The 20432-nt window shown below is 63.1% G+C and carries 21 protein-coding genes and 4 tRNA genes; 11 read left to right on the forward strand and 14 right to left on the reverse strand.

The genetic code is table 11. The features are described 5' to 3' along the window. Positions 1–95: 95 nt before the first annotated feature. From rpoB to tuf, 9 genes are all read right to left on the reverse strand, one after another. The gene (rpoB, locus tag AC0QTX_RS10600; RefSeq protein ID WP_474603793.1) at positions 96–4226 is read right to left on the reverse strand and encodes a DNA-directed RNA polymerase subunit beta; all 4131 of its coding nucleotides are present in this window, start codon (positions 4224–4226) and stop codon (positions 96–98) included. A gap of 241 nt (positions 4227–4467) precedes the next feature. After that, a complete protein-coding gene (gene rplL, locus AC0QTX_RS10605) occupies positions 4468–4845 on the reverse strand; it encodes a 50S ribosomal protein L7/L12 (RefSeq protein WP_329798138.1) in 378 nt (125 codons plus the stop codon). Positions 4846–4897: 52 nt separating this feature from the next. After that, complete coding sequence (gene rplJ / locus AC0QTX_RS10610; RefSeq protein ID WP_474603794.1) at positions 4898–5416, reverse strand: 50S ribosomal protein L10; 519 nt, start codon at positions 5414–5416, stop codon at positions 4898–4900. A gap of 565 nt (positions 5417–5981) precedes the next feature. Next, positions 5982–6683, reverse strand: coding sequence for a 50S ribosomal protein L1 (gene rplA, locus AC0QTX_RS10615; RefSeq protein WP_474603846.1), 702 nt, complete (start codon positions 6681–6683; stop codon positions 5982–5984). Positions 6684–6693: 10 nt separating this feature from the next. After that, positions 6694–7122, reverse strand: coding sequence for a 50S ribosomal protein L11 (gene rplK, locus AC0QTX_RS10620; RefSeq protein WP_099511377.1), 429 nt, complete (start codon positions 7120–7122; stop codon positions 6694–6696). Between the two features lie 173 nt (positions 7123–7295). Continuing rightward, entirely contained in the window at positions 7296–7829 is a 534-nt protein-coding gene (gene nusG / locus AC0QTX_RS10625) for a transcription termination/antitermination protein NusG (protein WP_474603795.1), read from the reverse strand. Between the two features lie 12 nt (positions 7830–7841). Further along, on the reverse strand, positions 7842–8042 hold the full coding sequence (gene secE, locus AC0QTX_RS10630) for a preprotein translocase subunit SecE (protein ID WP_036350572.1): 201 nt from the start codon (positions 8040–8042) through the stop codon (positions 7842–7844). 162 nt (positions 8043–8204) lie between these two features. After that, a tRNA-Trp gene (locus tag AC0QTX_RS10635) sits at positions 8205–8281 on the reverse strand. A 42-nt stretch (positions 8282–8323) separates the two neighbouring features. Next, positions 8324–9514 (reverse strand): elongation factor Tu, encoded by a 1191-nt coding sequence (gene tuf / locus AC0QTX_RS10640; RefSeq protein ID WP_474603788.1) that lies wholly within the window; start codon positions 9512–9514, stop codon positions 8324–8326. 491 nt (positions 9515–10005) lie between these two features. Here tuf and AC0QTX_RS10645 point away from each other — a divergent pair, with 491 nt between their 5' ends. Together AC0QTX_RS10645 and AC0QTX_RS10650 are read left to right on the forward strand one after the other, a co-directional pair. Further along, on the forward strand, positions 10006–10545 hold the full coding sequence (locus AC0QTX_RS10645) for a TIGR00645 family protein (protein ID WP_474603796.1): 540 nt from the start codon (positions 10006–10008) through the stop codon (positions 10543–10545). 132 nt (positions 10546–10677) lie between these two features. Continuing rightward, positions 10678–10941 carry a hypothetical protein gene (locus tag AC0QTX_RS10650; RefSeq protein WP_474603797.1) on the forward strand — a complete coding sequence of 88 codons (264 nt, stop codon included), beginning with the start codon at positions 10678–10680 and terminating at the stop codon, positions 10939–10941. A gap of 99 nt (positions 10942–11040) precedes the next feature. Here the strand turns inward: AC0QTX_RS10650 and AC0QTX_RS10655 are convergent. Then, a tRNA-Gly gene (locus AC0QTX_RS10655) sits at positions 11041–11114 on the reverse strand. 16 nt (positions 11115–11130) lie between these two features. After that, positions 11131–11215: transfer RNA gene (locus AC0QTX_RS10660), tRNA-Tyr, on the reverse strand. A 191-nt stretch (positions 11216–11406) separates the two neighbouring features. Between AC0QTX_RS10660 and AC0QTX_RS10665 the strand changes: the two genes are divergently transcribed. Further along, positions 11407–12237 carry a TrmH family RNA methyltransferase gene (locus tag AC0QTX_RS10665; protein ID WP_474603798.1) on the forward strand — a complete coding sequence of 277 codons (831 nt, stop codon included), beginning with the start codon at positions 11407–11409 and terminating at the stop codon, positions 12235–12237. A gap of 233 nt (positions 12238–12470) precedes the next feature. Next, complete coding sequence (locus AC0QTX_RS10670; protein WP_474603799.1) at positions 12471–14189, forward strand: MFS transporter; 1719 nt, start codon at positions 12471–12473, stop codon at positions 14187–14189. A gap of 77 nt (positions 14190–14266) precedes the next feature. On the opposite strand, the gene AC0QTX_RS10675 is transcribed toward AC0QTX_RS10670, so the two are convergent. Beyond that, positions 14267–14572 (reverse strand): hypothetical protein, encoded by a 306-nt coding sequence (locus tag AC0QTX_RS10675; RefSeq protein WP_474603800.1) that lies wholly within the window; start codon positions 14570–14572, stop codon positions 14267–14269. A gap of 140 nt (positions 14573–14712) precedes the next feature. On the opposite strand from AC0QTX_RS10675, the gene AC0QTX_RS10680 reads away from it, so the two are divergent. After that, positions 14713–14787: transfer RNA gene (locus tag AC0QTX_RS10680), tRNA-Thr, on the forward strand. Between the two features lie 421 nt (positions 14788–15208). Beyond that, on the forward strand, positions 15209–15361 hold the full coding sequence (locus AC0QTX_RS10685) for a hypothetical protein (protein ID WP_474603801.1): 153 nt from the start codon (positions 15209–15211) through the stop codon (positions 15359–15361). Positions 15362–15429: 68 nt separating this feature from the next. On the opposite strand, the gene AC0QTX_RS10690 is transcribed toward AC0QTX_RS10685, so the two are convergent. Continuing rightward, on the reverse strand, positions 15430–15606 hold the full coding sequence (locus tag AC0QTX_RS10690; protein WP_474603802.1) for a hypothetical protein: 177 nt from the start codon (positions 15604–15606) through the stop codon (positions 15430–15432). A 162-nt stretch (positions 15607–15768) separates the two neighbouring features. On the opposite strand from AC0QTX_RS10690, the gene AC0QTX_RS10695 reads away from it, so the two are divergent. Together AC0QTX_RS10695 and AC0QTX_RS10700 are read left to right on the forward strand one after the other, a co-directional pair. Beyond that, the gene (locus tag AC0QTX_RS10695) at positions 15769–16566 is read left to right on the forward strand and encodes a TrmH family RNA methyltransferase (RefSeq protein WP_474603803.1); all 798 of its coding nucleotides are present in this window, start codon (positions 15769–15771) and stop codon (positions 16564–16566) included. A 100-nt stretch (positions 16567–16666) separates the two neighbouring features. Further along, positions 16667–17653 (forward strand): MBL fold metallo-hydrolase, encoded by a 987-nt coding sequence (locus AC0QTX_RS10700; protein ID WP_474603804.1) that lies wholly within the window; start codon positions 16667–16669, stop codon positions 17651–17653. Here AC0QTX_RS10700 and cutA read toward each other — a convergent pair. Then, complete coding sequence (cutA, locus tag AC0QTX_RS10705; RefSeq protein ID WP_474603805.1) at positions 17650–17979, reverse strand: divalent-cation tolerance protein CutA; 330 nt, start codon at positions 17977–17979, stop codon at positions 17650–17652. The two genes, AC0QTX_RS10700 and cutA, sit on opposite strands and share 4 nt — an antisense overlap. A gap of 163 nt (positions 17980–18142) precedes the next feature. Here cutA and AC0QTX_RS10710 point away from each other — a divergent pair, with 163 nt between their 5' ends. From AC0QTX_RS10710 to AC0QTX_RS10720, 3 genes are read left to right on the forward strand one after another with little or no spacing between them, the layout of a single operon-like run. Beyond that, positions 18143–18916 carry an NAD kinase gene (locus AC0QTX_RS10710; RefSeq protein WP_474603806.1) on the forward strand — a complete coding sequence of 258 codons (774 nt, stop codon included), beginning with the start codon at positions 18143–18145 and terminating at the stop codon, positions 18914–18916. A gap of 55 nt (positions 18917–18971) precedes the next feature. After that, complete coding sequence (locus tag AC0QTX_RS10715) at positions 18972–19451, forward strand: MaoC family dehydratase (RefSeq protein ID WP_474603807.1); 480 nt, start codon at positions 18972–18974, stop codon at positions 19449–19451. Continuing rightward, positions 19451–20323 carry an HpcH/HpaI aldolase/citrate lyase family protein gene (locus AC0QTX_RS10720; protein WP_474603808.1) on the forward strand — a complete coding sequence of 291 codons (873 nt, stop codon included), beginning with the start codon at positions 19451–19453 and terminating at the stop codon, positions 20321–20323. The genes AC0QTX_RS10715 and AC0QTX_RS10720 overlap by 1 nt, the downstream gene beginning before the upstream one ends. Positions 20324–20432: the final 109 nt, after the last annotated feature.

Consider the following 20432-nt stretch of genomic DNA (forward strand, 5'->3'; position numbering starts at 1 on the left):
CTGGGCTGGAGGGCGCTAGATAAGCACCCTCACCGGCAATTGCATGGGGCCGCGGCATCATCGCCGCGGCCAAACGTCTAACTTGAGCGGTCGGCTTACTCGGCAGCCTCGGACGGGGGCAGCTGCCCCGCCTCGTTTGCGGCCTTCTTGGAATTGGTCAGCTCCACGTTGAGGCCGAGCGACCGCATTTCCTTCACGAGAACGTTGAAGCTCTCCGGAATGCCCGACTCGAAGGTGTCGTCGCCACGAACGATGGCTTCGTAGACCTTCGTGCGGCCGGCCACGTCGTCGGACTTGACCGTGAGCATCTCCTGAAGGGTGTAGGCGGCACCGTAAGCCTCCAGAGCCCACACCTCCATTTCGCCGAAGCGCTGGCCGCCGAACTGGGCCTTGCCGCCCAGCGGCTGCTGGGTGACGAGGCTGTAGGGGCCAATGGAGCGGGCGTGGATCTTGTCGTCCACGAGGTGGTGGAGCTTCAGCATGTAGATGTAGCCCACTGTCACCTTGCGGTCGAACGGCTCACCGGTCTTGCCGTCATAGAGCGTCACCTGACCCGACGGGTCGAGGCCGGCCTTCTGCAGCATGAACTCGATGTCCGATTCCTTCGCGCCGTCGAAGACGGGGGTTGCGAACGGAACGCCGCGACGCAGCTTGTTGCCGAGCTCGGCCAGTTCCTCGTCGGAAGCCTGCTCGATCTCGGGCAGGTTGCCGTAGATCGACACGAGCTGATCGCGAAGCCCCTTCGACTGGCCCGACCGCATGTAGGCATCGACTGCCTGGGCGACCTGCTTGCCGAGACCGGCAGCAGCCCAGCCGAGGTGCGTCTCGAGGATCTGACCGACGTTCATGCGGCTCGGCACGCCCAGCGGGTTGAGCACGATGTCCGCATGCGTGCCGTCCTCGAGGAACGGCATGTCCTCGATGGGGACGATGCGCGACACGACACCCTTGTTGCCGTGACGGCCGGCCATCTTGTCGCCCGGCTGGATCTTGCGCTTCACGGCCACGAAGACCTTGACCATCTTCATGACGCCCGGAGGAAGCTCGTCGCCGCGCTGCAGCTTCTCGACCTTGTCGAGGAAGCGCTGCTCGAGGCGCTTCTTCGACTCGTCGTACTGCTTCTGCATGGCCTCGATCTCGGTCATCAGAGCATCGTCTTCGACCGCGAACTGCCACCACTGGGACCGCGGGTGCTCGTTGAGGAGCTCGCGGCTGATCTTCGTGTCCTTCTTGAAGCCCTTCGGGCCCGCAACGGCGCTCCTGCCGGTGAGGATTTCAGCCAGACGCGCATAGGTGTTGCGGTCGAGGATCGCCTGCTCGTCGTCCCGGTCCTTCGCGAGACGCTCGATCTCCTCGCGCTCGATGGCCTGGGCGCGCTCGTCCTTGTCGACGCCGTGACGGTTGAAGACGCGGACTTCCACGATGGTGCCGGTCACGCCCGGGGGCACGCGCAACGAGGTATCGCGAACGTCCGAAGCCTTCTCGCCGAAGATGGCGCGCAGAAGCTTCTCTTCCGGCGTCATCGGGCTCTCGCCCTTCGGCGTGATCTTGCCGACGAGGATGTCGCCCGCATGGACCTCGGCGCCGATATAGACGATGCCGGCCTCGTCGAGGTTCTTCAACGCCTCCTCCGACACGTTCGGAATGTCGCGCGTGATTTCCTCAGGACCCAGCTTCGTGTCGCGGGCCATCACCTCGAACTCCTCGATGTGGATCGAGGTGAAGACGTCTTCCTTCACGATCCGCTCGGAGAGCAGGATCGAGTCTTCGAAGTTGTAGCCGTTCCACGGCATGAACGCGACGAGCACGTTCCGGCCGAGCGCCAGCTCGCCGTACTCGGTCGACGGGCCGTCGGCGATGATGTCGCCCTTGCGCACGAGGTCGCCGGCGCGGACCAGCGGCTTCTGCGTGATGCAGGTCGACTGGTTGGAGCGCTGGAACTTCTGCAGGCGGTAGATGTCGACGCCCGGACGGGTCGGATCCGTATTCTCCGTCGCGCGGACGACGATACGGGTCGCGTCCACCTGGTCGACGACGCCGGTGCGGCGGGCCGCAATGGCGGCACCGGAGTCACGGGCCACGATCGCTTCCATGCCGGTGCCGACGAACGGAGCGTCCGCCTGCACGAGCGGCACGGCCTGACGCTGCATGTTCGATCCCATGAGCGCGCGGTTCGCGTCGTCGTTCTCGAGGAACGGGATGAGCGCGGCCGCAACGGAAACGAGCTGCTTCGGCGAAACCTCCATGAGGTCCACGCGATCCGGAGCCACGACGATGTTCTCACCGGCGCGGCGGCAGATCACGAGCTCTTCCGTGAGCGTGCCGTTGTCATCGAGCAGCGAGTTGGCCTGGGCGATGTTGTACTTCGCCTCTTCCATGGCCGAGAGGTAGATCACCTCGTCGGTCACGCGGCTGTCGCGCACCCGGCGGAACGGCGTCTCGATGAAGCCGTACTTGTTCACGCGGGCAAAGGTGGCCAGCGAGTTGATCAGACCGATGTTCGGGCCTTCCGGCGTCTCGATCGGGCAGATGCGGCCGTAGTGCGTCGGGTGCACGTCGCGCACCTCGAAGCCGGCGCGCTCGCGGGTCAGACCGCCCGGGCCGAGGGCCGAGAGGCGACGCTTGTGCGTGACCTCGGAGAGCGGGTTGGTCTGGTCCATGAACTGCGAGAGCTGCGAGGAGCCGAAGAACTCGCGCACGGCGGCAGCGGCAGGCTTCGCGTTGATCAGGTCCTGCGGCATAACGGTGTCGATATCGACCGACGACATGCGCTCCTTGATCGCGCGCTCCATGCGCAGCAGGCCCAGGCGGTACTGGTTCTCCATGAGCTCGCCGACCGAGCGCACGCGACGGTTGCCGAGGTGGTCGATGTCGTCGATCTCGCCCTTGCCGTCGCGCAGGTCCACGAGGGCCTTCGTGACCGCGAGGATGTCCTCGCGGCGAAGGGTGCGCACGGTGTCCTCGGCATCGAGGTCGAGGCGCATGTTCATCTTCACGCGACCCACGGCCGAGAGGTCGTAGCGCTCGGCATCGAAGAACAGCGAGTTGAACATGGCTTCCGCCGTGTCGAGGATCGGCGGCTCTCCCGGACGCATGACGCGATAGATGTCGAACAGGGCGTCCTCACGGGAGGAAGCCTTGTCGATGGCGAGCGTGTTGCGGATATACGGGCCCACGGTGACGTGGTCGATGTCGAGAACAGGGATCTCGGTGAAGCCGGCTTCGCCCAGACCCTTCAGCAGTTTCTCGGTGATCTCGTCGCCGGCCTCGGCGTAGATCTCGCCGGTGGCCGGGTTGACCAGGTCCTCGCCGATATACTGACCGTAGAGGTCCTCGTCGGTCGCGCGCAGGTTCTTGAGGCCCTTCTCGGCGAGCTGGCGAGCGGTGCGTGCGGTCAGCTTCTTGCCGGCCTCGAGCACGACCTCGCCCGACTTGGCGTCGATCAGGTCCACTGAGGCCTTGAAGCCCTTCATGCGCTCCGCATCGAACGGCACCGACCAGGCGGCGCCGTCGCGGGCATAGGTGATGCGGTTGTAGAAGGTGGTGAGGATCTCCTCGCCGTCGAGACCGAGGGCGTAGAGCAGGGACGTGACCGGGAGCTTACGCTTGCGGTCGATACGGGCATACACGATGTCCTTGGCGTCGAACTCGATGTCGAGCCAGGAACCGCGATAAGGGATGATGCGGGCGGCGAACAGCAGCTTGCCCGACGAATGGGTCTTGCCCTTGTCGTGGTCGAAGAACACGCCCGGCGAACGGTGCATCTGGGAGACGATGACGCGCTCGGTGCCGTTGACGATGAAGGTGCCGTTGTCGGTCATGAGCGGCATGTCGCCCATGTAGACGTCCTGCTCCTTGATGTCCTTCACGGAGCGGGCGCCGGTATCCGGGTCCACATCGAATACGATGAGGCGCAGCGTGACCTTGAGCGGCGCAGCGAAGGTCATGCCCCGCTGGCGGCACTCGTCCACGTCGTATTTCGGGGGCTCGAACGTATACTTCACGAACTCGAGCAGGGCAGTATTCGAAAAGTCCGAAATCGGGAAAACCGATTTGAAGACGGCTTGCAAGCCCTCTTCCGGCCGGCCGCCCTTTGGCTCTTCGACCATCAGGAACTGGTCGTAGGATGCCTTCTGAACCTCGATGAGGTTCGGCATCTCCGCCACTTCCTTGATTTTTCCGAAGAACTTGCGAATGCGCTTCCGGCCGATCAGTGTGTTGGCCATCTGGACCTCGTTCCTCATACACGGCTAATCGTGAATCCCGGGATCGGGACCCTGGATGAGCCGCCCGGCGAAAAGCGCCGGTTTTCGAACCTATCCGGGCTCATGGCGAGCCCTTCTGAACACCGCCAAAGAAGCCTGGCCTCTTTGACGACACAACGGCCCCAGGCAAAAACGCCCGGGACCGTGTGTTTTTGAACCCCGAATGCTCGGGGGTAACCCTGCGGCCGTGACGGCCGCAAAATTACTTGAGCTCGACCTTGGCGCCGACCTTCTCGAGGGTCGCCTTGATCTTCTCGGCTTCGTCCTTGGAAACGCCTTCCTTAACGGGCTTCGGCGCGCCTTCGACGAGGTCCTTAGCTTCCTTGAGGCCCAGGCCCGTGATGCCACGGACTTCCTTGATGACCTCGATCTTCTTGTCGCCGGTAGCAGCCAGAACGACCGTGAACTCGGTCTGCTCTTCAGCAGCCGGAGCACCGGCGCCAGCGCCAGGAGCAGCAGCAACGGCAACAGCCGCAGCAGCGGAAACGCCCCACTTTTCTTCAAGCATCTTCGAGAGCTCAGCGGCCTCGAGAACGGTCAGCGACGACAGATCGTCAACGAGCTTGGCAAGATCAGCCATTTCTTAGTTCCTTAGGTTCGGTTCGAACGATTGATAGTTTTGAGGTACGGCCTCACGCCGCTTCGCCTGTCTTGGCATAGGCCCCGAATACGCGGGCGAGCTTCGCCGCCGGCGCAGTGCTGAGCTGAGCGATCTTGGTAGCCGGAGCCTGGATAAGGCCGACCAGCTTGCCGCGCAGTTCATCAAGGGACGGCAGAGTGGCAAGTGCCTTCACTCCGTCCACGTTCAGGGAGGTCGCGCCCATTGCGCCGCCGAGGATCACGAGCTTGTCGTTCCCCTTGGCGAAATCAACAGCGACCTTTGGCGCCGCGACCGGATCGCTCGAATAAGCGATCAGGGTCGGGCCTTTCATGAGGCCCGAGATGGACGCGACGTCCTTGCCTTCGAGAGCGATTTTGGCGAGGCTGTTTTTTGCGACCTTCACGGTGGCGCCGGCCTGCTTCATCTGCGCGCGCAGCTTCTGCATGTCGGCGACCGTGAGGCCAGCATAGTGGGCGACGACGACAACGCTCGTGGTGCTAAACACGTCGTTGAGAGTCGAGACGAGCTCGCGCTTTGCTGCTCTTTCCACTGGGCTCTCTCCGGTTGGCGGAAGATTTCCGCCGGTTGCATTTGCCGCTCAAGGCCCGGACTTGCATCCGAGGCATCTTGAACGACGCTCTCGCAAGCCCTGTCCCCCAAATGACGCCTGGCGGCGCACCGGGTGAGATGGTTCGAACCGACTCCCGTCATCTGCGTTAGCAGATGGTAAACTCGGCTTCCCCGTCTATGCAGGCCCTTTCGAATTAAACCGGCTAGGCCGGCACCTGCAGTCTTGGACAGGACATAGCCGGAACGCGCCAAAAGTTACCTCTTGGCTCGCCGGCCTGTCACCGCCCCGTCTCCGGGACGGATTCGCAGCCTGAAGCTCACGCGAAAGCGCAGCCTCGGCCTATGTTGGAAACTCAAAGAACCCCTATAATCCCTTTTTCCTCTCTTGCCAAGGGGCAGAGTAGGATAACTTTTAAGGATTTTGTGGCCTTAAGGCCGGCTCCGGTCCGGCCCCTGTCCTAACGTCATATAAGCTCTCCAGCCCCAATGGAAAAGGGCTGGCACCCTGAGGCGCCAGCCCTTCCAAGTCCTGAGCCAAGACAACCTTAGGCGTTGAGCACCGAAGCGGGATCAACCTTCACGCCCGGGCCCATCGTCGAGGAGACGGCGACGCGCTGGATGTAGGTGCCCTTGGCGCCTGAAGGCTTCGCCTTGGAGACGGCATCTGCGAAAGCTTTGATGTTCTCCACGAGCTTGGCCTCGTCGAACGAGGCCTTGCCAATGCCGGCATGGACGATGCCAGCCTTCTCGACGCGGAACTCGACGGCGCCGCCCTTGGCGGCCTCGACGGCACCCTTCACGTCCATGGTCACCGTTCCGACCTTCGGGTTCGGCATCAGGCCGCGCGGGCCGAGAACCTTACCGAGACGGCCGACGAGCGGCATCATGTCCGGGGTGGCGATGCAGCGGTCGAAGTCGATGGTGCCGCCGTTGACGCTCTCGAAGAGCTCCTCGGCGCCCACGATATCGGCACCGGCAGCCTTGGCCTCGTCAGCCTTGGCGCCGCGGGCGAAAACGGCCACGCGAACCGTACGGCCGGAGCCGTTCGGCAGGTTGCAGACGCCGCGGACCATCTGGTCGGCGTGACGGGGATCCACGCCAAGGTTCATCGAGATCTCGATGGTCTCGTCGAACTTCGCCTTGGCGCGGTCCTTGATCAGCTTCACCGCGTCCTGGATCGGATAAAGCTTGGTGGCATCAACGCCCTCACGGGCGGCGCGGATGCGCTTACCTTCTTTCACAGCCATCATGCCCTCCTTATGCCACTTCCATGCCCATCGAGCGCGCGGAGCCCTCGATCATGGCCATGGCGGATTCAACGGTGTCGCAGTTGAGATCGACCATCTTCTTCTCGGCGATCTCGCGGATCTGGTCGCGGGTCACGCGGCCCACATTGCCGCCCTTGCCGGGGGTCTGCGAACCCTTGTCGATCTTCGCGGCCTTCTTGAGCCAGTACGAGACCGGGGGCTGCTTCATCTCGAAGGTGAAGGAGCGGTCCTGATACGCGGTGATGATCACCGGGATCGGGGTCCCCTTCTCCATCTGCGCGGTCTTAGCATTGAAGGCCTTGCAGAATTCCATGATGTTCAGGCCGCGCTGACCGAGCGCCGGACCGATCGGCGGCGACGGGTTGGCTGCGCCTGCGGGCACTTGAAGCTTAACGTAGCCCGAGATTTTCTTTGCCATAGGACTGCTCCTAATGGACCACGCACCCGGGGCCAACCGAGCGACATGGCAGTTGCAGATCGCGGTGCGGCCTCTTGAAGGCCCGGCTGGCGACCGGGCAGGCCTCCCGCGGATGAAAGGTCCTCTCAGAGGACCTGAGAAGCGCCACCATCAAGGTGCCACCTCCCTTCCGATCAGACCTTTTCGACCTGACCGTATTCGAGTTCGACCGGCGTCGCGCGGCCGAAGATGGACACCGCCACCTTGAGGCGGGCCCGGGCGTGGTCGACTTCCTCGACGACGCCGTTGAACGAGGCGAACGGCCCGTCGGAGACGCGGACCTGCTCGCCGATCTCAAAGCTCACGGAGGGCTTCGGGTGTTCGACACCCTCGGCCACCTGGCCCTTGATCCGCTCGGCCTCACGATCCGGGATCGGAACCGGCTTGGACTTGTCGGCCCCCAGGAAGCCCGTGACCTTCGGGGTGTTCTTGATGAGGTGGTAGACCTCGTCGGTCAGGTCGCACTTCACCAGGACATAGCCCGGGAAGAACTTGCGCTCGGTGTCGACCTTGCGGCCGCGGCGCACCTCGACGACCTTCTCGGTCGGAACCATGACCTCGTCGAACTTGTCCTCCAGGCCGCGCTGCGCCGCCTGATCCTTGATCGACTGGGCGACCTTGTTCTCGAAGTTCGAATAGGCGTGGACGATGTACCAACGCTTCGTCATTGCATCCACCCCTTAACCGCCGAGCCCAAGAATCACCGAGCGGACGCCCCAACCGATCGCCTGATCGACGACCAGGAAGAAGATGCTGGCAAGCACCACCATCACGAACACCATGGCGGTCGTGATCATGGTCTCCTTGCGCGTCGGCCAGGTCACCTTCGCGGCTTCCGAGCGGACCTGCTGTATGAAATCGAACGGGTTCGTCTTCGCCATTTCTCTGCGCCCGCACCGCCTTTGAGAGCGGCGACGAACGTCCTCTGAGGGCACCCGTGTGCCCAAATTGAAGGGGCGCGAGGCTGTTTTCAAGCCTCGCGCCACCTGTTCAAACCATCTACGGGGCGCTCTTTAGAGCAAAACGCCCGCTTTGTCGACCGCTGGCAGGAGTGGAGGGACTCGAACCCCCAACCCCCGGTTTTGGAGACCGGTGCTCTAGCCGATTGAGCTACACTCCTCCGGCGGTCAACAGGTGGCGGAAACCCGCCACCTGGATCTCATCAATCCATTACGGCGGCGACGACGCCGGCGCCGACGGTGCGGCCGCCCTCACGGATGGCAAAGCGCAGCTTCTCCTCCATGGCGATCGGCGCAATCAGCGTCACCTCCATGGTGATGTTGTCGCCCGGCATCACCATCTCGGTGCCCTCCGGCAGCGTCACCACTCCCGTCACGTCCGTCGTGCGGAAGTAGAACTGCGGACGGTAGTTGCCGAAGAACGGCGTATGACGCCCGCCCTCTTCCTTGGTCAGGATGTACGCCTCGGCCTTGAACTTCGTGTGCGGCTTGATCGAGCCGGGCTTGCACAGCACCTGGCCGCGCTCCACGTCCTCGCGCTTCGTGCCGCGCAAGAGAACGCCCACGTTGTCGCCCGCCTGGCCCTGGTCGAGCAGCTTGCGGAACATCTCAACACCCGTGACCGTCGTCTTGACCGTGGCCTTCAGGCCCACGATCTCCACTTCCTCACCGACCTTCACAACGCCGCGCTCCACGCGACCCGTCACCACCGTGCCGCGGCCCGAGATCGAGAACACGTCCTCGATCGGCATCAGGAACGGCTGGTCGATCGGACGCTCCGGCTGCGGGATGTAGGCATCCACCTCGGCCATCAGCTTGAGAACCGCGTCGCGGCCGATCTCAGGCTGGCGGTCCTCCAGGGCGCAAAGGGCCGAGCCCTTCACGATCGGGATGTCGTCGCCCGGGAAGTCGTACTTCGACAGAAGCTCGCGCACCTCGAGCTCGACCAGGTCGAGAAGCTCGGCGTCGTCCACCATGTCGACCTTGTTCATGAACACCACAAGCGCCGGCACGCCCACCTGGCGGGCCAGAAGGATGTGCTCGCGGGTCTGCGGCATCGGGCCGTCGGCCGACGACACCACCAGGATCGCCCCGTCCATCTGGGCCGCACCCGTGATCATGTTCTTCACGTAGTCGGCGTGGCCCGGGCAGTCCACGTGGGCATAGTGCCGGTTCTTGGTCTCGTACTCCACGTGGGCGGTGGAGATCGTGATCCCGCGCGCCTTCTCTTCAGGCGCCTTGTCGATCTGGTCGTAGGCCGTAAACGTCGCCCCGCCCGACTCCGCCAGAACCTTCGTGATCGCCGCCGTCAGAGACGTCTTGCCATGGTCCACGTGACCAATCGTCCCAATGTTGCAGTGCGGCTTAGTCCGCTCAAACTTTTCCTTCGCCATTGATCTCTACCTTACAGAGGCCAGGAACAAAAAACCCAGGGGCGTCCGATATTGCGGTTGCGCTCTTTGTGCAAGAGCCAATTTCGATATCGGGTCACATAGTTTTGAATGACCCGGTCGATCAGCCTATGCGGATGGGCGGTCCAAGGGAGTTCATCCCCTGCCCCCGCCCGCTTTGAGCGACCGCAGCGTGCTTTGTCAACCCAAACCAAATGGGCCAGGAACAGGCATCGGTGTCACTCACAGTCGCCACAGGCGAAGAAGCTATTTCGATATCCGCTGCTTCGATTTCAAGCCGGACCGGCCATGCCGCTCCGGCAGGATGCTCGCCACCCGGGAAGCACCTGCTCCGGAGCTCTTCCTGACCGATCAGCTACCAGGTTCAGCTCAAGGCTTGTGCCCCTACCACCCTCCTACCATATCCGGCCGAGCCGGCTCGCGGCCAAGCTTGCGACACGCCTCCTCGCGCCAAACGAAGTCCCGTGGATCACATGCGCGAAAAGCCTTCAGCAGCCCTTCGGCCATTGCCCGCCCTCATCTTCAGCTCCCGCTGGCTCCAGCTTCCGCTCTACATGGGGCTGATCGTGGCGCAATGCGTCTACGTTTTCCTGTTCATCAAGGAGCTGATCCATCTCGTGCTGCACGCCGGAGAGTTCGCGGAGCTGCAGATCATGCTGGTGGTGCTCGGCCTGATCGACGTCGTGATGATCTCGAACCTCCTGGTGATGGTGATCGTCGGCGGTTACGAGACCTTCGTCTCCCGTTTGAATCTCCACGGGCATCCGGACCAGCCGGAATGGCTGAGCCATGTCAATGCCGGCGTTCTCAAGGTGAAGCTGGCCATGGCGATCATCGGCATCTCTTCGATTCACCTCCTGCGCACCTTCATCGAGGCCGGCTATGTCGGGACCTCCAGGAGCACCTATACCGAAACCGGCATAACCCTGCAGACGGTGATCCACTCGGTCTTCATTCTTTCCGCCATCGGCATCGCCTATGTGGACCGGATGTCACAGGTCGACCATCACTAGTTTCCGGCCCCATGATGAGCCAGAATGGGCGGTGAGATGCGGCTCCCTCCTGCCCGCCCCTTCCCATCCTTTTAGAACCGGCCTAGTGGAAAGCCGGTTTTCGAAAGGGGGCACACCTTCAAGGATGCATTCATGCGGATGATCTACTTGACCCACGCCGCCCGAACGGGTCCGAGACGGCCCTGGAATACAATCGCCAAGCTCATAATGGGGTTCGCGGCCGCCGCCGCGTTGCTGATCATCGCTCTGGTCGGACTGATCGTCGTCCTGCCCCTGGTGCTGCTCAGCGGCCTCGCCATGTATGCCTATCTCCGCCGCAAGCTCCGTACAGAGAGGCGCAAGACGAAGGATGACGTGATCGATGCCGAGTATACGGTCGTCGAGCGCCACGACTGACGGTCGGCAACGTGCCGATCGGGGGCACATATCAGTCTGCAAAAGAGGTTTTTTGTCGTGTCAGGCCATGGAAGCCTGGAAAAGCCCTAGGGAGAAAGGTGGAGCGGGTGAAGGGAATCGAACCCTCGTATTCAGCTTGGAAGGCTGCTGCTCTACCATTGAGCTACACCCGCATGCCCTTCGGTTGGGTGGTGGGGGAAGTAGGACTCGAACCTACGAAGGCATAGCCAGCGGATTTACAGTCCGCCCCCTTTGCCGCTCGGGACATTCCCCCTTAGAACCCAACCCGAACGCACAACGCCGAGGCTGTTCCGCGGATCGCTTCGCCTGAGGCTCGGCGCTCCGTGGCGCTCTTATGCTGAGGTGGATCGCCGGTGTCAACCTCAATGCGCAATGAAATCGGATGGTCGTGAATGGCGTTTCCCTATGCTATGGCCTCCAGACAACACGTGAGATTCAGAGAGCATGAGCGAGCGCCCTTTCCCCTCCCGCAAGCCCCGGTTTCAGCGCCATCACGGAAAGCCGGGCCGCCGAGATCCCAAAGCCTGGCGGCCCAATTTCGAGATCGACACGACCATTCTCTATGGCTGGCATCCGGTCTTCGAAGCTTTACGTAACGGCAGACGAACGATCCGGCGCCTGCTGGCAACCGAGAACTCCGCCCGCCGCCTGAGCGAGGAGTTGGGCGCTCCACTGCCTATCGAACCTGAGATCGTACGGCCGGACGAGATCAACCACCTCGTCGAGCCGGACGCCGTCCATCAGGGGCTCTACGCCGAGGCGGATCCCCTGCCCTCTCCGTCGGTTGATACCTTGAGCGGCAAGCGGGTTGTACTGGTCCTCGACCAGATCACCGATCCCCACAATGTCGGAGCCATCGTCCGCACGGCCGCGGCGTTCGACGTGGAAGCCATCATCACGACGGCCAGACACAGTCCGGCCGCAACGGGCGTCCTGGCCAAATCCGCTTCGGGCGGCCTCGAGCATGTGCCCTTCATGATCGTCCGCAACCTCGGCGACACGCTGATGGCCCTGGGGGAGCGCGGCTATCAACGGATCGGGCTTGATTCAACAGGCGAGACCAATCTGGGCGAGGTGGACATCCGGCTGCCCGTCGTTCTCGTGCTTGGCTCCGAAGGGAAGGGATTGAGGCAGAGAACGCGGGAATGCTGTGATGTGATCGGTCGCCTGGACATGCCAGGTGCCATCAAGAGCCTCAACGTCTCGAATGCCGCTGCGATTTCCCTTTTTGCTGTGGTCAACGGCGCCTCTCGCAACGTCAAGCAACAACCCTAAAATTTTGGCTAAGTCTCTGAATTCGTAGACCATTTCTGATCCAGCAGCAACTTCTTAGACGGAAGTCGCAAATACCAATTGGGAATTGTGGAAAGAAAGGCCGGAGTTAGCCTCCCGTTCGATGGATTCTTGGCTGCGATGAGCAGTCACGATGCCTCGGCTGAAAGCCCGGTATGCGGGCTTGCGGCTCAGAACCCGGATCAGACCGGGCACATCATATGGAAGGGAACCCTATGGCAACAGCAGCAACTACGCCGCATTCGGCTGCCGCATCGCGGCCGATGACGCGTGAGGAGAGGAAGGTCATTCTGGCCTCCTCCCTTGGCACCGTCTTCGAGTGGTACGATTTCTATCTCTACGGCTCTCTCGCCACGATCATCGGCGCGCAGTTCTTCTCCGCCTTCGACGTGACGACGCGTAACGTCTTCGCGCTCCTCGCCTTCGCGGCGGGCTTCCTGGTCCGCCCATTCGGCGCCATCTTCTTCGGCCGCATCGGCGACCTCGTCGGCCGCAAGTACACCTTCCTGGTCACGATCCTGATCATGGGCTTCTCGACCTTCCTGGTCGGCCTGCTTCCCAGCTACAATCAGATCGGCTGGATCGCTCCCGTCATCCTGATCGCGCTGCGCATGCTCCAAGGCCTCGCCCTGGGCGGCGAATACGGCGGCGCTGCGGTTTACGTGGCCGAGCATGCCCCGGTCGGCCGTCGCGGGTTCTACACCAGCTTCATCCAGACCACGGCCACAGTCGGCCTGCTGCTGTCCTTGGCGGTCATCCTGGTTCTCCGCACCTGGATGGGCGAGCAGGGCTTCCAGACCGGCGAAGGCTGGCCGATCGCCGGCTGGCGCATTCCGTTCCTGCTGTCAGTGGTGCTGCTTGGCATTTCGGTCTGGATTCGTCTCCAGATGAACGAATCGCCGGCCTTCAAGAAGATGAAGGAAGAAGGCACCCAGTCGAAGGCTCCCCTGAAGGAGGCGTTCGGCCAGTGGGGCAACGCCAAGATGGTGCTCATCGCCCTCATCGGTCTCGCCATCGGCCAGGCCGTGGTGTGGTACACGGGTCAGTTCTACGCCCTGTTCTTCCTCCAGAGCATCCTGAAGGTCGACCTGCTCACGTCCAACGTGCTGATCGCCTGGTCGCTGATCCTCGGCACCGGCGGATTCATCGTGTTCGGCATCCTTTCCGACAAGATCGGCCGCAAGCCGGTGATTCTCGGGGGCTGCCTCATCGCGGCGATCACCTACTTCCCGCTCTTCGGCGCGCTCACGAATGTCGCCAGCCCGAACCTGAACAAGGCTCTAGAAACGGCGAAGGTTCAGGTCGTGGCCGACCCTGCGGCCTGCGGCTCGGTGTTCGACCCGGTCGGCATCCGCACCTTCACGGCTCCGTGCGACATCGCCCGCGTGGCCCTGGCCCGCTCGGCGGTCAAGTACGAGCTCGTTCCGGCTGCCGCCGGCACCGTTCCGAAAGTGACCTTCAACGGCAAGGAAGTCCCGATCGCTCCGGCCATTCCGGCCAACATCACGGCGTTCTCGGCTGCGGCGACCGAAGTAGGCTACCCGAAGGCCGGCGATCCGAGCATTCTGAAGGTGAACGGCTTCTTCGACGCCCTCAGCAATCCTCAGGCCCTGAAGGCCATCGGCATCCTGTGGATCCTCGTGATCTACGTCACGATGGTCTACGGTCCGATCGCGGCGGCTCTGGTGGAGTTCTTCCCCACCCGCATCCGCTACACCGCGATGTCGCTCCCCTACCACATCGCCAACGGCTGGTTCGGCGGCCTGCTGCCTCCCACGGCCTTCGCCATGGTGGCAGCCACCGGCGACATCTACTATGGCCTGTGGTACCCGATCGTGATTGCCCTGGTGACCTTCGTGGTCGGCCTCCTCTTCGTGCCGGAGACCAAGGACCGGGATATCATGACCTTCGAGGGCGCCAGCCCGAGGCGTTAAGCCTCCCGCGAGCCCCTCAGCAAACAGGAAAGCCCCGCCGAAAGGCGGGGCTTTTCTTTATAACCGAGCTGCCGGCGTCAGTAGCAGGTGGTCACGCGGCGGACGATCCAGCCCTCGCCCTCGACGAACATGCGCTTGCGCGAGATATCGCAGTGCGCATCGCTGCCCGTGTTGGGCTGAACCGACGACGTGGTTTCCACATCCTTGGCCGAAACGGAGGTCATGGCTTCTTTGGAGGGTTTTGCAGCCGCACCGTGGCTGGTGGGCGCAGCTTCGGCTGCTCCAACCAGGCCTGCACCCGCAAAGACGCACAGAACGGCGAGAACCTTGAGGACGCCTCGCGGCAGGATCCTCGTCTGAACGGAAGCCCCTAGGGTCTTCATAGCACCAACTCCTGGATTGCTGTTTGCCTGACAATTCCAAAATCGAGGGTTAGTTTCGGTGTGCTGGAGCACTTAATATTTACATTTCAATGGAACTTGCGTCCCGCTCCGGGTGCTGCTACCTCAGCCTTGTGAAGTCAGCCGGTGTAGCACAGCGGTAGTGCAGCGGTTTTGTAAACCGAAGGTCGGGAGTTCGATCCTCTCCACCGGCACCAATTCTTTCCCCCTCTCAATAGTGGATGCTCCGAAAAAGCCCAGGCAACCTGCCTCGCTTCAGGATCTTTCAGGATTGGGGCATCCATCAGCCGCCGCCCTGCCCACCCGAGCCGCCCGTGTTCTGATTGCCCGTCGCGATGCATATGGAGCTACCCATCGTATTGGGCTGCTGGACCTTGCTGCCCGGCCGGTCGGACGTCCCGGTCAGAGGCTGGCATAAACCGCCGATTTCCCGCTCACCCGTTTGACAAGGTCGCCTGGCAGGGGCCGTCTGGACGTTTACCGCCTCGGCCGCTTCTTGCCCATTCAGCCCTCCGATGCTTCCGAGGGCTCCTGCCATCCGGCGGGGTTAGCCCGTCTTATCAGGAAGGATCCGCCACGATCCATCCTAAGCTGCCTCCGGTTGTGCTGGAGGCACGCATGGAAGTGTTCCTGCTGAACGTGATGGGCTCGGCTGCGATGGCCTCGGCTGCCATAGCCGGAATGATGTCGACGCGGCTGTCACGGGAAATCGCTCGTGCATCCCACAGCCGTCCGGCGCACCCCAGGCCAAACCGGCGCGCCATCGATTGAGCAGCACGTCGCAGCCGCAGTGCCGAGAGGCGGCAGCGAGAGCATCCTTCTGGAATGAGGCCGGTCTTTTACCGGATCTGCTCCTTGCCCCAGTTCTTGTGCGCGACCTCGTCGGAGGTCTTCTGCTCTGTCCGCGTCAACCTCCGGCGCCGGCTGCTGGCAACGGCCATGAAGATGCCGATCAGCAACGGGCCGCCGATGATCACCAATCCCCAGACCCAACCATCGGCTATGTCCCACATCATCCTGCTCCTAGCGGAGGGCCGCCTGAGACGGCCCCGACTATCCTTGCAGGGCTAACCGGCATGCAAACGCGTTGTTCCGCTCGACAGCCATGCATAGGAAAAGCCGAGATCCCGCATTAGACAGGCAGGATGCCGAACCTTACGACCTCCCGATCTGAACCGATGCTGATTGCTATCTCCGATCCTGACGACCTGCGAATCGAACCTTACCGGGCCGTAAAGGAGCGGGATCTCCTGGGTCGCCAGCACCGCTTCATTGCCGAGGGTGAGGTGGTGCTGAGGGTCCTGCTCGGACAATCCCGTTTCGAAGCCGAATCACTCCTCCTGGCTGAAGGCCGCGTGGAGAGCCTGGGTGACGTGCTCCACCTCCTGCCACAAGAGGTCCCCATCTACGTCGCGAACCGGCAGGTGATGGACGCGATCGTCGGCTTTCCGATCCACCGGGGCATTCTTGCCGTAGCCCGGCGCCCGCCGCTGCCTTCGGCCGAGACCGTCTTGGCTGGTCTGCCGGGAAAAGCCCTCGTGGTCGGGCTGGTCGGCCTTGCCAACCACGACAATGTGGGCGGCATCTTCAGGAATGCGGCTGCCTTCGGGGCCGATGCGGTTCTCCTCGATCCGGAGACCTGCGATCCTCTGTACCGCAAGGCCATCCGGGTCTCTGTCGGCGGGGCCTTGGTGGTCCCCTTCACCCGTGCTCCATCAACAGATGCCTTGGTGCGGGCGCTGGAGGAAGCCTCTTTCCAGGTGATCGCTCTCTCTCCGGCCGGTGCGGAGACCCTCGCGCAGGTCCAGCCTTCCCGGCGCACGGCCCTGCTCCTGGGTGCGGAGGGCCCCGGCCTGCCGCCGGATCTCCTGGCGCGGACCCGGAGCGTGTCCATCCCGATGAGCAGCGGCTTCGATTCCCTCAACGTCGCCACCACCAGCGGCATCGCCCTGCACCACCTCACCCAGGGCAGATAAGGAGCTGAGGCTCTGCCCTGCTCGCTGACTTGTGAAAGGGTGTGCCCTTGCATGAAAGCGGGGCCGTTCTAGGCTTTTGCTCTCACGCCTGGAGACCCTCATGACCATCACACGCCGCACCATTCTTGCCAGCACCGCTCTTGCCGCCGCTCCCATTGTCGGGCCAGCCCTGGCCCAGACCGCTCCGTCCACGCCGGCTCCCGCCCAGGGATCGGGTCCGCGCCAAGCGCCTGGCTTCTACCGATACAAGGTCGGCGACATCGAGGTGACCGCGATCAACGATGGCTTCGCGCAGCGTCCCCTCGAGGGCTTCGTCCGCAACGCGGAATTGTCCCAGGTGCAGCAGGCGATGCAGGAGGCCTTCCTTCCCGGCAATGCCCTGCCTATCACCTTCAACACGCTCGTGCTCAACAATGGGGGCCGCCTGACCCTGATCGACACCGGCAATGGCGACATGGGAGCTCCGACCTCCGGCCGCTGGATGGCAAACTTCCGCGCCGCCGGCTTCGATCCGGCTCAGGTGAACACGGTCGTGATCAGCCACTTTCACGGTGATCACATCAACGGCCTGCGCCTGAAGGACGGCACAGCCGTCTTCCCGAATGCCGAAGTGATGGTCCCAGCCGCGGAATGGGCCTTCTGGATGGACGATGCGCGCATGAATCAGGCGCCGGAGGCCATGAAGGGCGCCTTTCAGGGGGCACGCCGCGTGTTCGGCCCCATCGCCAATAACGTGAAGCGCTACGAGATGGACAAGGAGGTCGTGCCGGGCCTGACTGCAGTGGCAGCCCCGGGGCACACCCCTGGCCATACGGTGTACATGCTCTCCTCCGGCAGCGGCAAGCTGATGATCATGTCAGACACCACGAACCATCCGGCCCTGTTCGTGCGCAATCCGGACTGGTCGGCCGTGTTCGACATGGATGCGGACCAAGCCCGCGCCACCCGCCGCCGCCTGTTGGACATGGCCGCCTCCGAGCGGGCGCAGGTTGCCTTCTACCATGCCCCCTTCCCGGCGACAGGGCACATCGCCAAGGACGGCAACGGCTTCCGCTTCGTGCCCGTCCAGTGGAACCCGGCCGTCTAAGGCTGCCCCATACCTGTTTCCGTGAAAAGCCACTCCAGGGTGGCCGCATCTCCGCCGGTCGGCTCGAAGAAGAGAACGACCGGCGTCTCATAGGGGTGGCGCTCCTTCAGCGCCCGATGCACCTGATCCTGGAGCCCTCTGCGGGTCTTCAGGATGGCAACTGCCTCCTGCCCCCGTTCGACGGCACCTTTCCAGGCATAGACGGACCGCATCCCCGGCAGCACATTGATGCAGGCAATCAGCCGGTCGCGAACGAGCCCCTCCCCGATCGAGAGCGCGATGTCCACATCGGGAAAGGTCGTATAGACGAGAAGCGGGCGATCCATGCTATGCCTTTCCTCCTCATCCTAGCGCATCGTGCGGGAAAAGTGGATCCGGTTTACCGCGCCGAACGATGCGCTGCTTGAAGGATTGAGCATCGGATGGATCCCAAAAGTGGGGTCCATCTTTGGATCCGATGCTTGGTGGACGCAGCGAGGGTAACTGGGCATGGCCCGTCGTTTCAACAACATCGCATTCGCGGCCAGTGCCGCGCCCGACGCGCAGGACGCACTCCAGATCCTGCAGGACCGATACCCGAACGTCGCTCCCGAACAGGCCGACGTCATCGTAGCCCTCGGGGGCGACGGCCTGATGCTGCAGAGCCTCCACCGTTTCATGGGCACGGCCAAGCCCATCTACGGCATGAACAAGGGCACCGTCGGCTTCCTGATGAACGAATTCCGGGAAGAGGACCTGTTCGACCGTCTCGAGGCGGCCGGACGGAGCGTGGTCCACCCGCTGCTGATGGTGGCCTGGGACGTGATGGGCGTGTCGCACACGGCGCGGGCCATCAACGAGGTTTCCATGCTGCGCCAGACCTATCAGGCAGGCAAGCTGCGGGTGAGCGTCGACAACCGGGTGCGCATCCCCGAACTCAGTGCCGACGGCATTCTGGTCGCGACCCCGGCCGGGTCGACGGCCTACAATCTTTCCGTCGGTGGGCCGATCCTGCCGCTGAATGCGCCGCTGCTCGCTCTCACGCCGATTTCCGCCTTCCGCCCGCGCCGCTGGCGCGGGGCCCTGCTGCCGGATTATGCCAAGATCCAGATCGAGGTTCTGGAGGCCGGAAACCGGCCCGTGAGCGCGGTCGCGGACCACACCGAATTCCGCAATGTCTCCCGGGTGGATGTCTCCATGGACCGCAGCGTCGATCTCGTGATGCTGCACGACCCAGGCCACAGCCTGGACGAGCGCATCCTGCGGGAGCAGTTCGGCTATTGACGACAGCAGAAGGCGCGGACTTCAACGTGCCGGACAAGAACGAGAGGTCACCATCATGAGCGATGAGAGCAAGCACCCGAGAGGCGGCCTCTACTTCGAGGATTTCACCGTCGGCACCACCATCAACCACCGTCTGACCCGCACGGTGACGCAGATGGACAACATGCTGTTCTCCAACATGACCCTGAACCCGCAGCCGCTCCACATCGATGCGCATTTCTGCGCCACGGAGACGGAATGGGGCAAGCCACTCATGAACTCCCTGTTCACCCTTGGCCTGCTCATCGGCATCTCCGTCAACGACACGACGGTGGGCACCACCATCGCCAATCTCGGCATGACGGATGTGAAGTTCCCGGCGCCACTCTTCGAAGGCGACACGATCAACGCGACGACCGAGATCGTAGCCAAGCGCGAGTCGAAGTCGCGCGCTGACGCCGGCATCGTGGAGTTCATTCACCGGGCCTTCAAGCAGGACGGCACCCTCGTGGCCGAGTGCCGCCGGCAGGCCTTCATGCGCAAGAGGAACGCCTGATGCGCTCCCTGCTCTTCGTGCCGGGCGACAGCGCCAGGAAGCTCGAGAAGGGGCTGACGTCCGGAGCGGACGTTCTCCTCATCGACCTCGAGGATTCGGTGGCCCTCTCCGCCAAGGAGGAGGCGCGGCAGATCACGGCGGCATTTCTGAACGAGAACCGCACGAAGACTGGGCGCCCGCGCCTCTTCGTGCGCGTCAACGGATTGACCACGGGCCTCATCGACGCCGATCTCGACGGTGTGATGCAGGCCGGTCCCGACGGCATCGTGCTGCCGAAGACGGTCGGTGGCACCGACGTGTCGCATCTCGGTGCCAAGCTCGCCGTGCGAGAGGCCGAGTTCGGTCTCGAGGACGGCGTCACCCGCATCCTCGCCATCGCGACGGAGAACGCCGCCGGGGTCTTTGCGCTCGGCACCTTCGCGGGGGCGAGCCATCGCCTCATGGGCATCAGCTGGGGCGGCGAGGATCTGTCGGCTGATTTGGGAGCCGAGACGAACAGGGACGATGGGGGTTCCTATACCGATCCCTACCGCCTCGCCCGCTCGCTGACCCTGCTGGGCGCCACGGCCGCCAGCGTTGATGCAATCGACTCCGTTTTCACCAACTTCCGCGACATGGCGGGCCTGGAGGCGGAGTGCCGTGAGGCGCGGCGCGACGGCTTCGCGGCCAAGATGGCGATCCATCCGGCCCAGGTGCCTGTCATCAACGAAGCCTTCACCCCGTCGCAGGAGGCGATTGAACGAGCTCAAGCGGTGATCAAGGCCTTCAAGGCCAATCCTGGCGCAGGCGTTGTCGGCGTCAATGGCGAGATGCTGGATCGACCGCATCTGCTGCGGGCCGAGCGGCTCCTGAGGCGTGCCGGAAGGTATTGAAACGGCTTTGTTCGTCTTGTCGGATAGAGCTGAGGCGGCCGTTCACTACTTGTAAATAATTGTAAGCATTTCATCAACTTAAAGTTACAATTGTCATCACTGCATTTCG

The organism is Microvirga sp. jy35 (assembly GCF_056148915.1).

What these genes read in the sequence shown, in the direction of transcription:
- AC0QTX_RS10645 (WP_474603796.1), top strand. Translation starts at nt 10,006, where the DNA reads ATGCGCGAAAAGCCTTCAGCAGCCCTTCGGCCATTGCCCGCCCTCATC.
- AC0QTX_RS10685 (WP_474603801.1), top strand. Translation starts at nt 15,209, where the DNA reads ATGGAAGTGTTCCTGCTGAACGTGATGGGCTCGGCTGCGATGGCCTCG.
- AC0QTX_RS10710 (WP_474603806.1), top strand. Translation starts at nt 18,143, where the DNA reads ATGGCCCGTCGTTTCAACAACATCGCATTCGCGGCCAGTGCCGCGCCC.
- secE (WP_036350572.1), bottom strand. Translation starts at nt 8,042, where the DNA reads ATGGCGAAGACGAACCCGTTCGATTTCATACAGCAGGTCCGCTCGGAA.
- rplL (WP_329798138.1), bottom strand. Translation starts at nt 4,845, where the DNA reads ATGGCTGATCTTGCCAAGCTCGTTGACGATCTGTCGTCGCTGACCGTT.
- AC0QTX_RS10690 (WP_474603802.1), bottom strand. Translation starts at nt 15,606, where the DNA reads ATGATGTGGGACATAGCCGATGGTTGGGTCTGGGGATTGGTGATCATC.
- AC0QTX_RS10695 (WP_474603803.1), top strand. Translation starts at nt 15,769, where the DNA reads ATGCTGATTGCTATCTCCGATCCTGACGACCTGCGAATCGAACCTTAC.
- tuf (WP_474603788.1), bottom strand. Translation starts at nt 9,514, where the DNA reads ATGGCGAAGGAAAAGTTTGAGCGGACTAAGCCGCACTGCAACATTGGG.
- AC0QTX_RS10715 (WP_474603807.1), top strand. Translation starts at nt 18,972, where the DNA reads ATGAGCGATGAGAGCAAGCACCCGAGAGGCGGCCTCTACTTCGAGGAT.
- rplA (WP_474603846.1), bottom strand. Translation starts at nt 6,683, where the DNA reads ATGGCTGTGAAAGAAGGTAAGCGCATCCGCGCCGCCCGTGAGGGCGTT.
- AC0QTX_RS10675 (WP_474603800.1), bottom strand. Translation starts at nt 14,572, where the DNA reads ATGAAGACCCTAGGGGCTTCCGTTCAGACGAGGATCCTGCCGCGAGGC.
- nusG (WP_474603795.1), bottom strand. Translation starts at nt 7,829, where the DNA reads ATGACGAAGCGTTGGTACATCGTCCACGCCTATTCGAACTTCGAGAAC.
- rplK (WP_099511377.1), bottom strand. Translation starts at nt 7,122, where the DNA reads ATGGCAAAGAAAATCTCGGGCTACGTTAAGCTTCAAGTGCCCGCAGGC.
- AC0QTX_RS10720 (WP_474603808.1), top strand. Translation starts at nt 19,451, where the DNA reads ATGCGCTCCCTGCTCTTCGTGCCGGGCGACAGCGCCAGGAAGCTCGAG.
- AC0QTX_RS10700 (WP_474603804.1), top strand. Translation starts at nt 16,667, where the DNA reads ATGACCATCACACGCCGCACCATTCTTGCCAGCACCGCTCTTGCCGCC.
- AC0QTX_RS10665 (WP_474603798.1), top strand. Translation starts at nt 11,407, where the DNA reads ATGAGCGAGCGCCCTTTCCCCTCCCGCAAGCCCCGGTTTCAGCGCCAT.
- AC0QTX_RS10650 (WP_474603797.1), top strand. Translation starts at nt 10,678, where the DNA reads ATGCGGATGATCTACTTGACCCACGCCGCCCGAACGGGTCCGAGACGG.
- cutA (WP_474603805.1), bottom strand. Translation starts at nt 17,979, where the DNA reads ATGGATCGCCCGCTTCTCGTCTATACGACCTTTCCCGATGTGGACATC.
- AC0QTX_RS10670 (WP_474603799.1), top strand. Translation starts at nt 12,471, where the DNA reads ATGGCAACAGCAGCAACTACGCCGCATTCGGCTGCCGCATCGCGGCCG.
- rpoB (WP_474603793.1), bottom strand. Translation starts at nt 4,226, where the DNA reads ATGGCCAACACACTGATCGGCCGGAAGCGCATTCGCAAGTTCTTCGGA.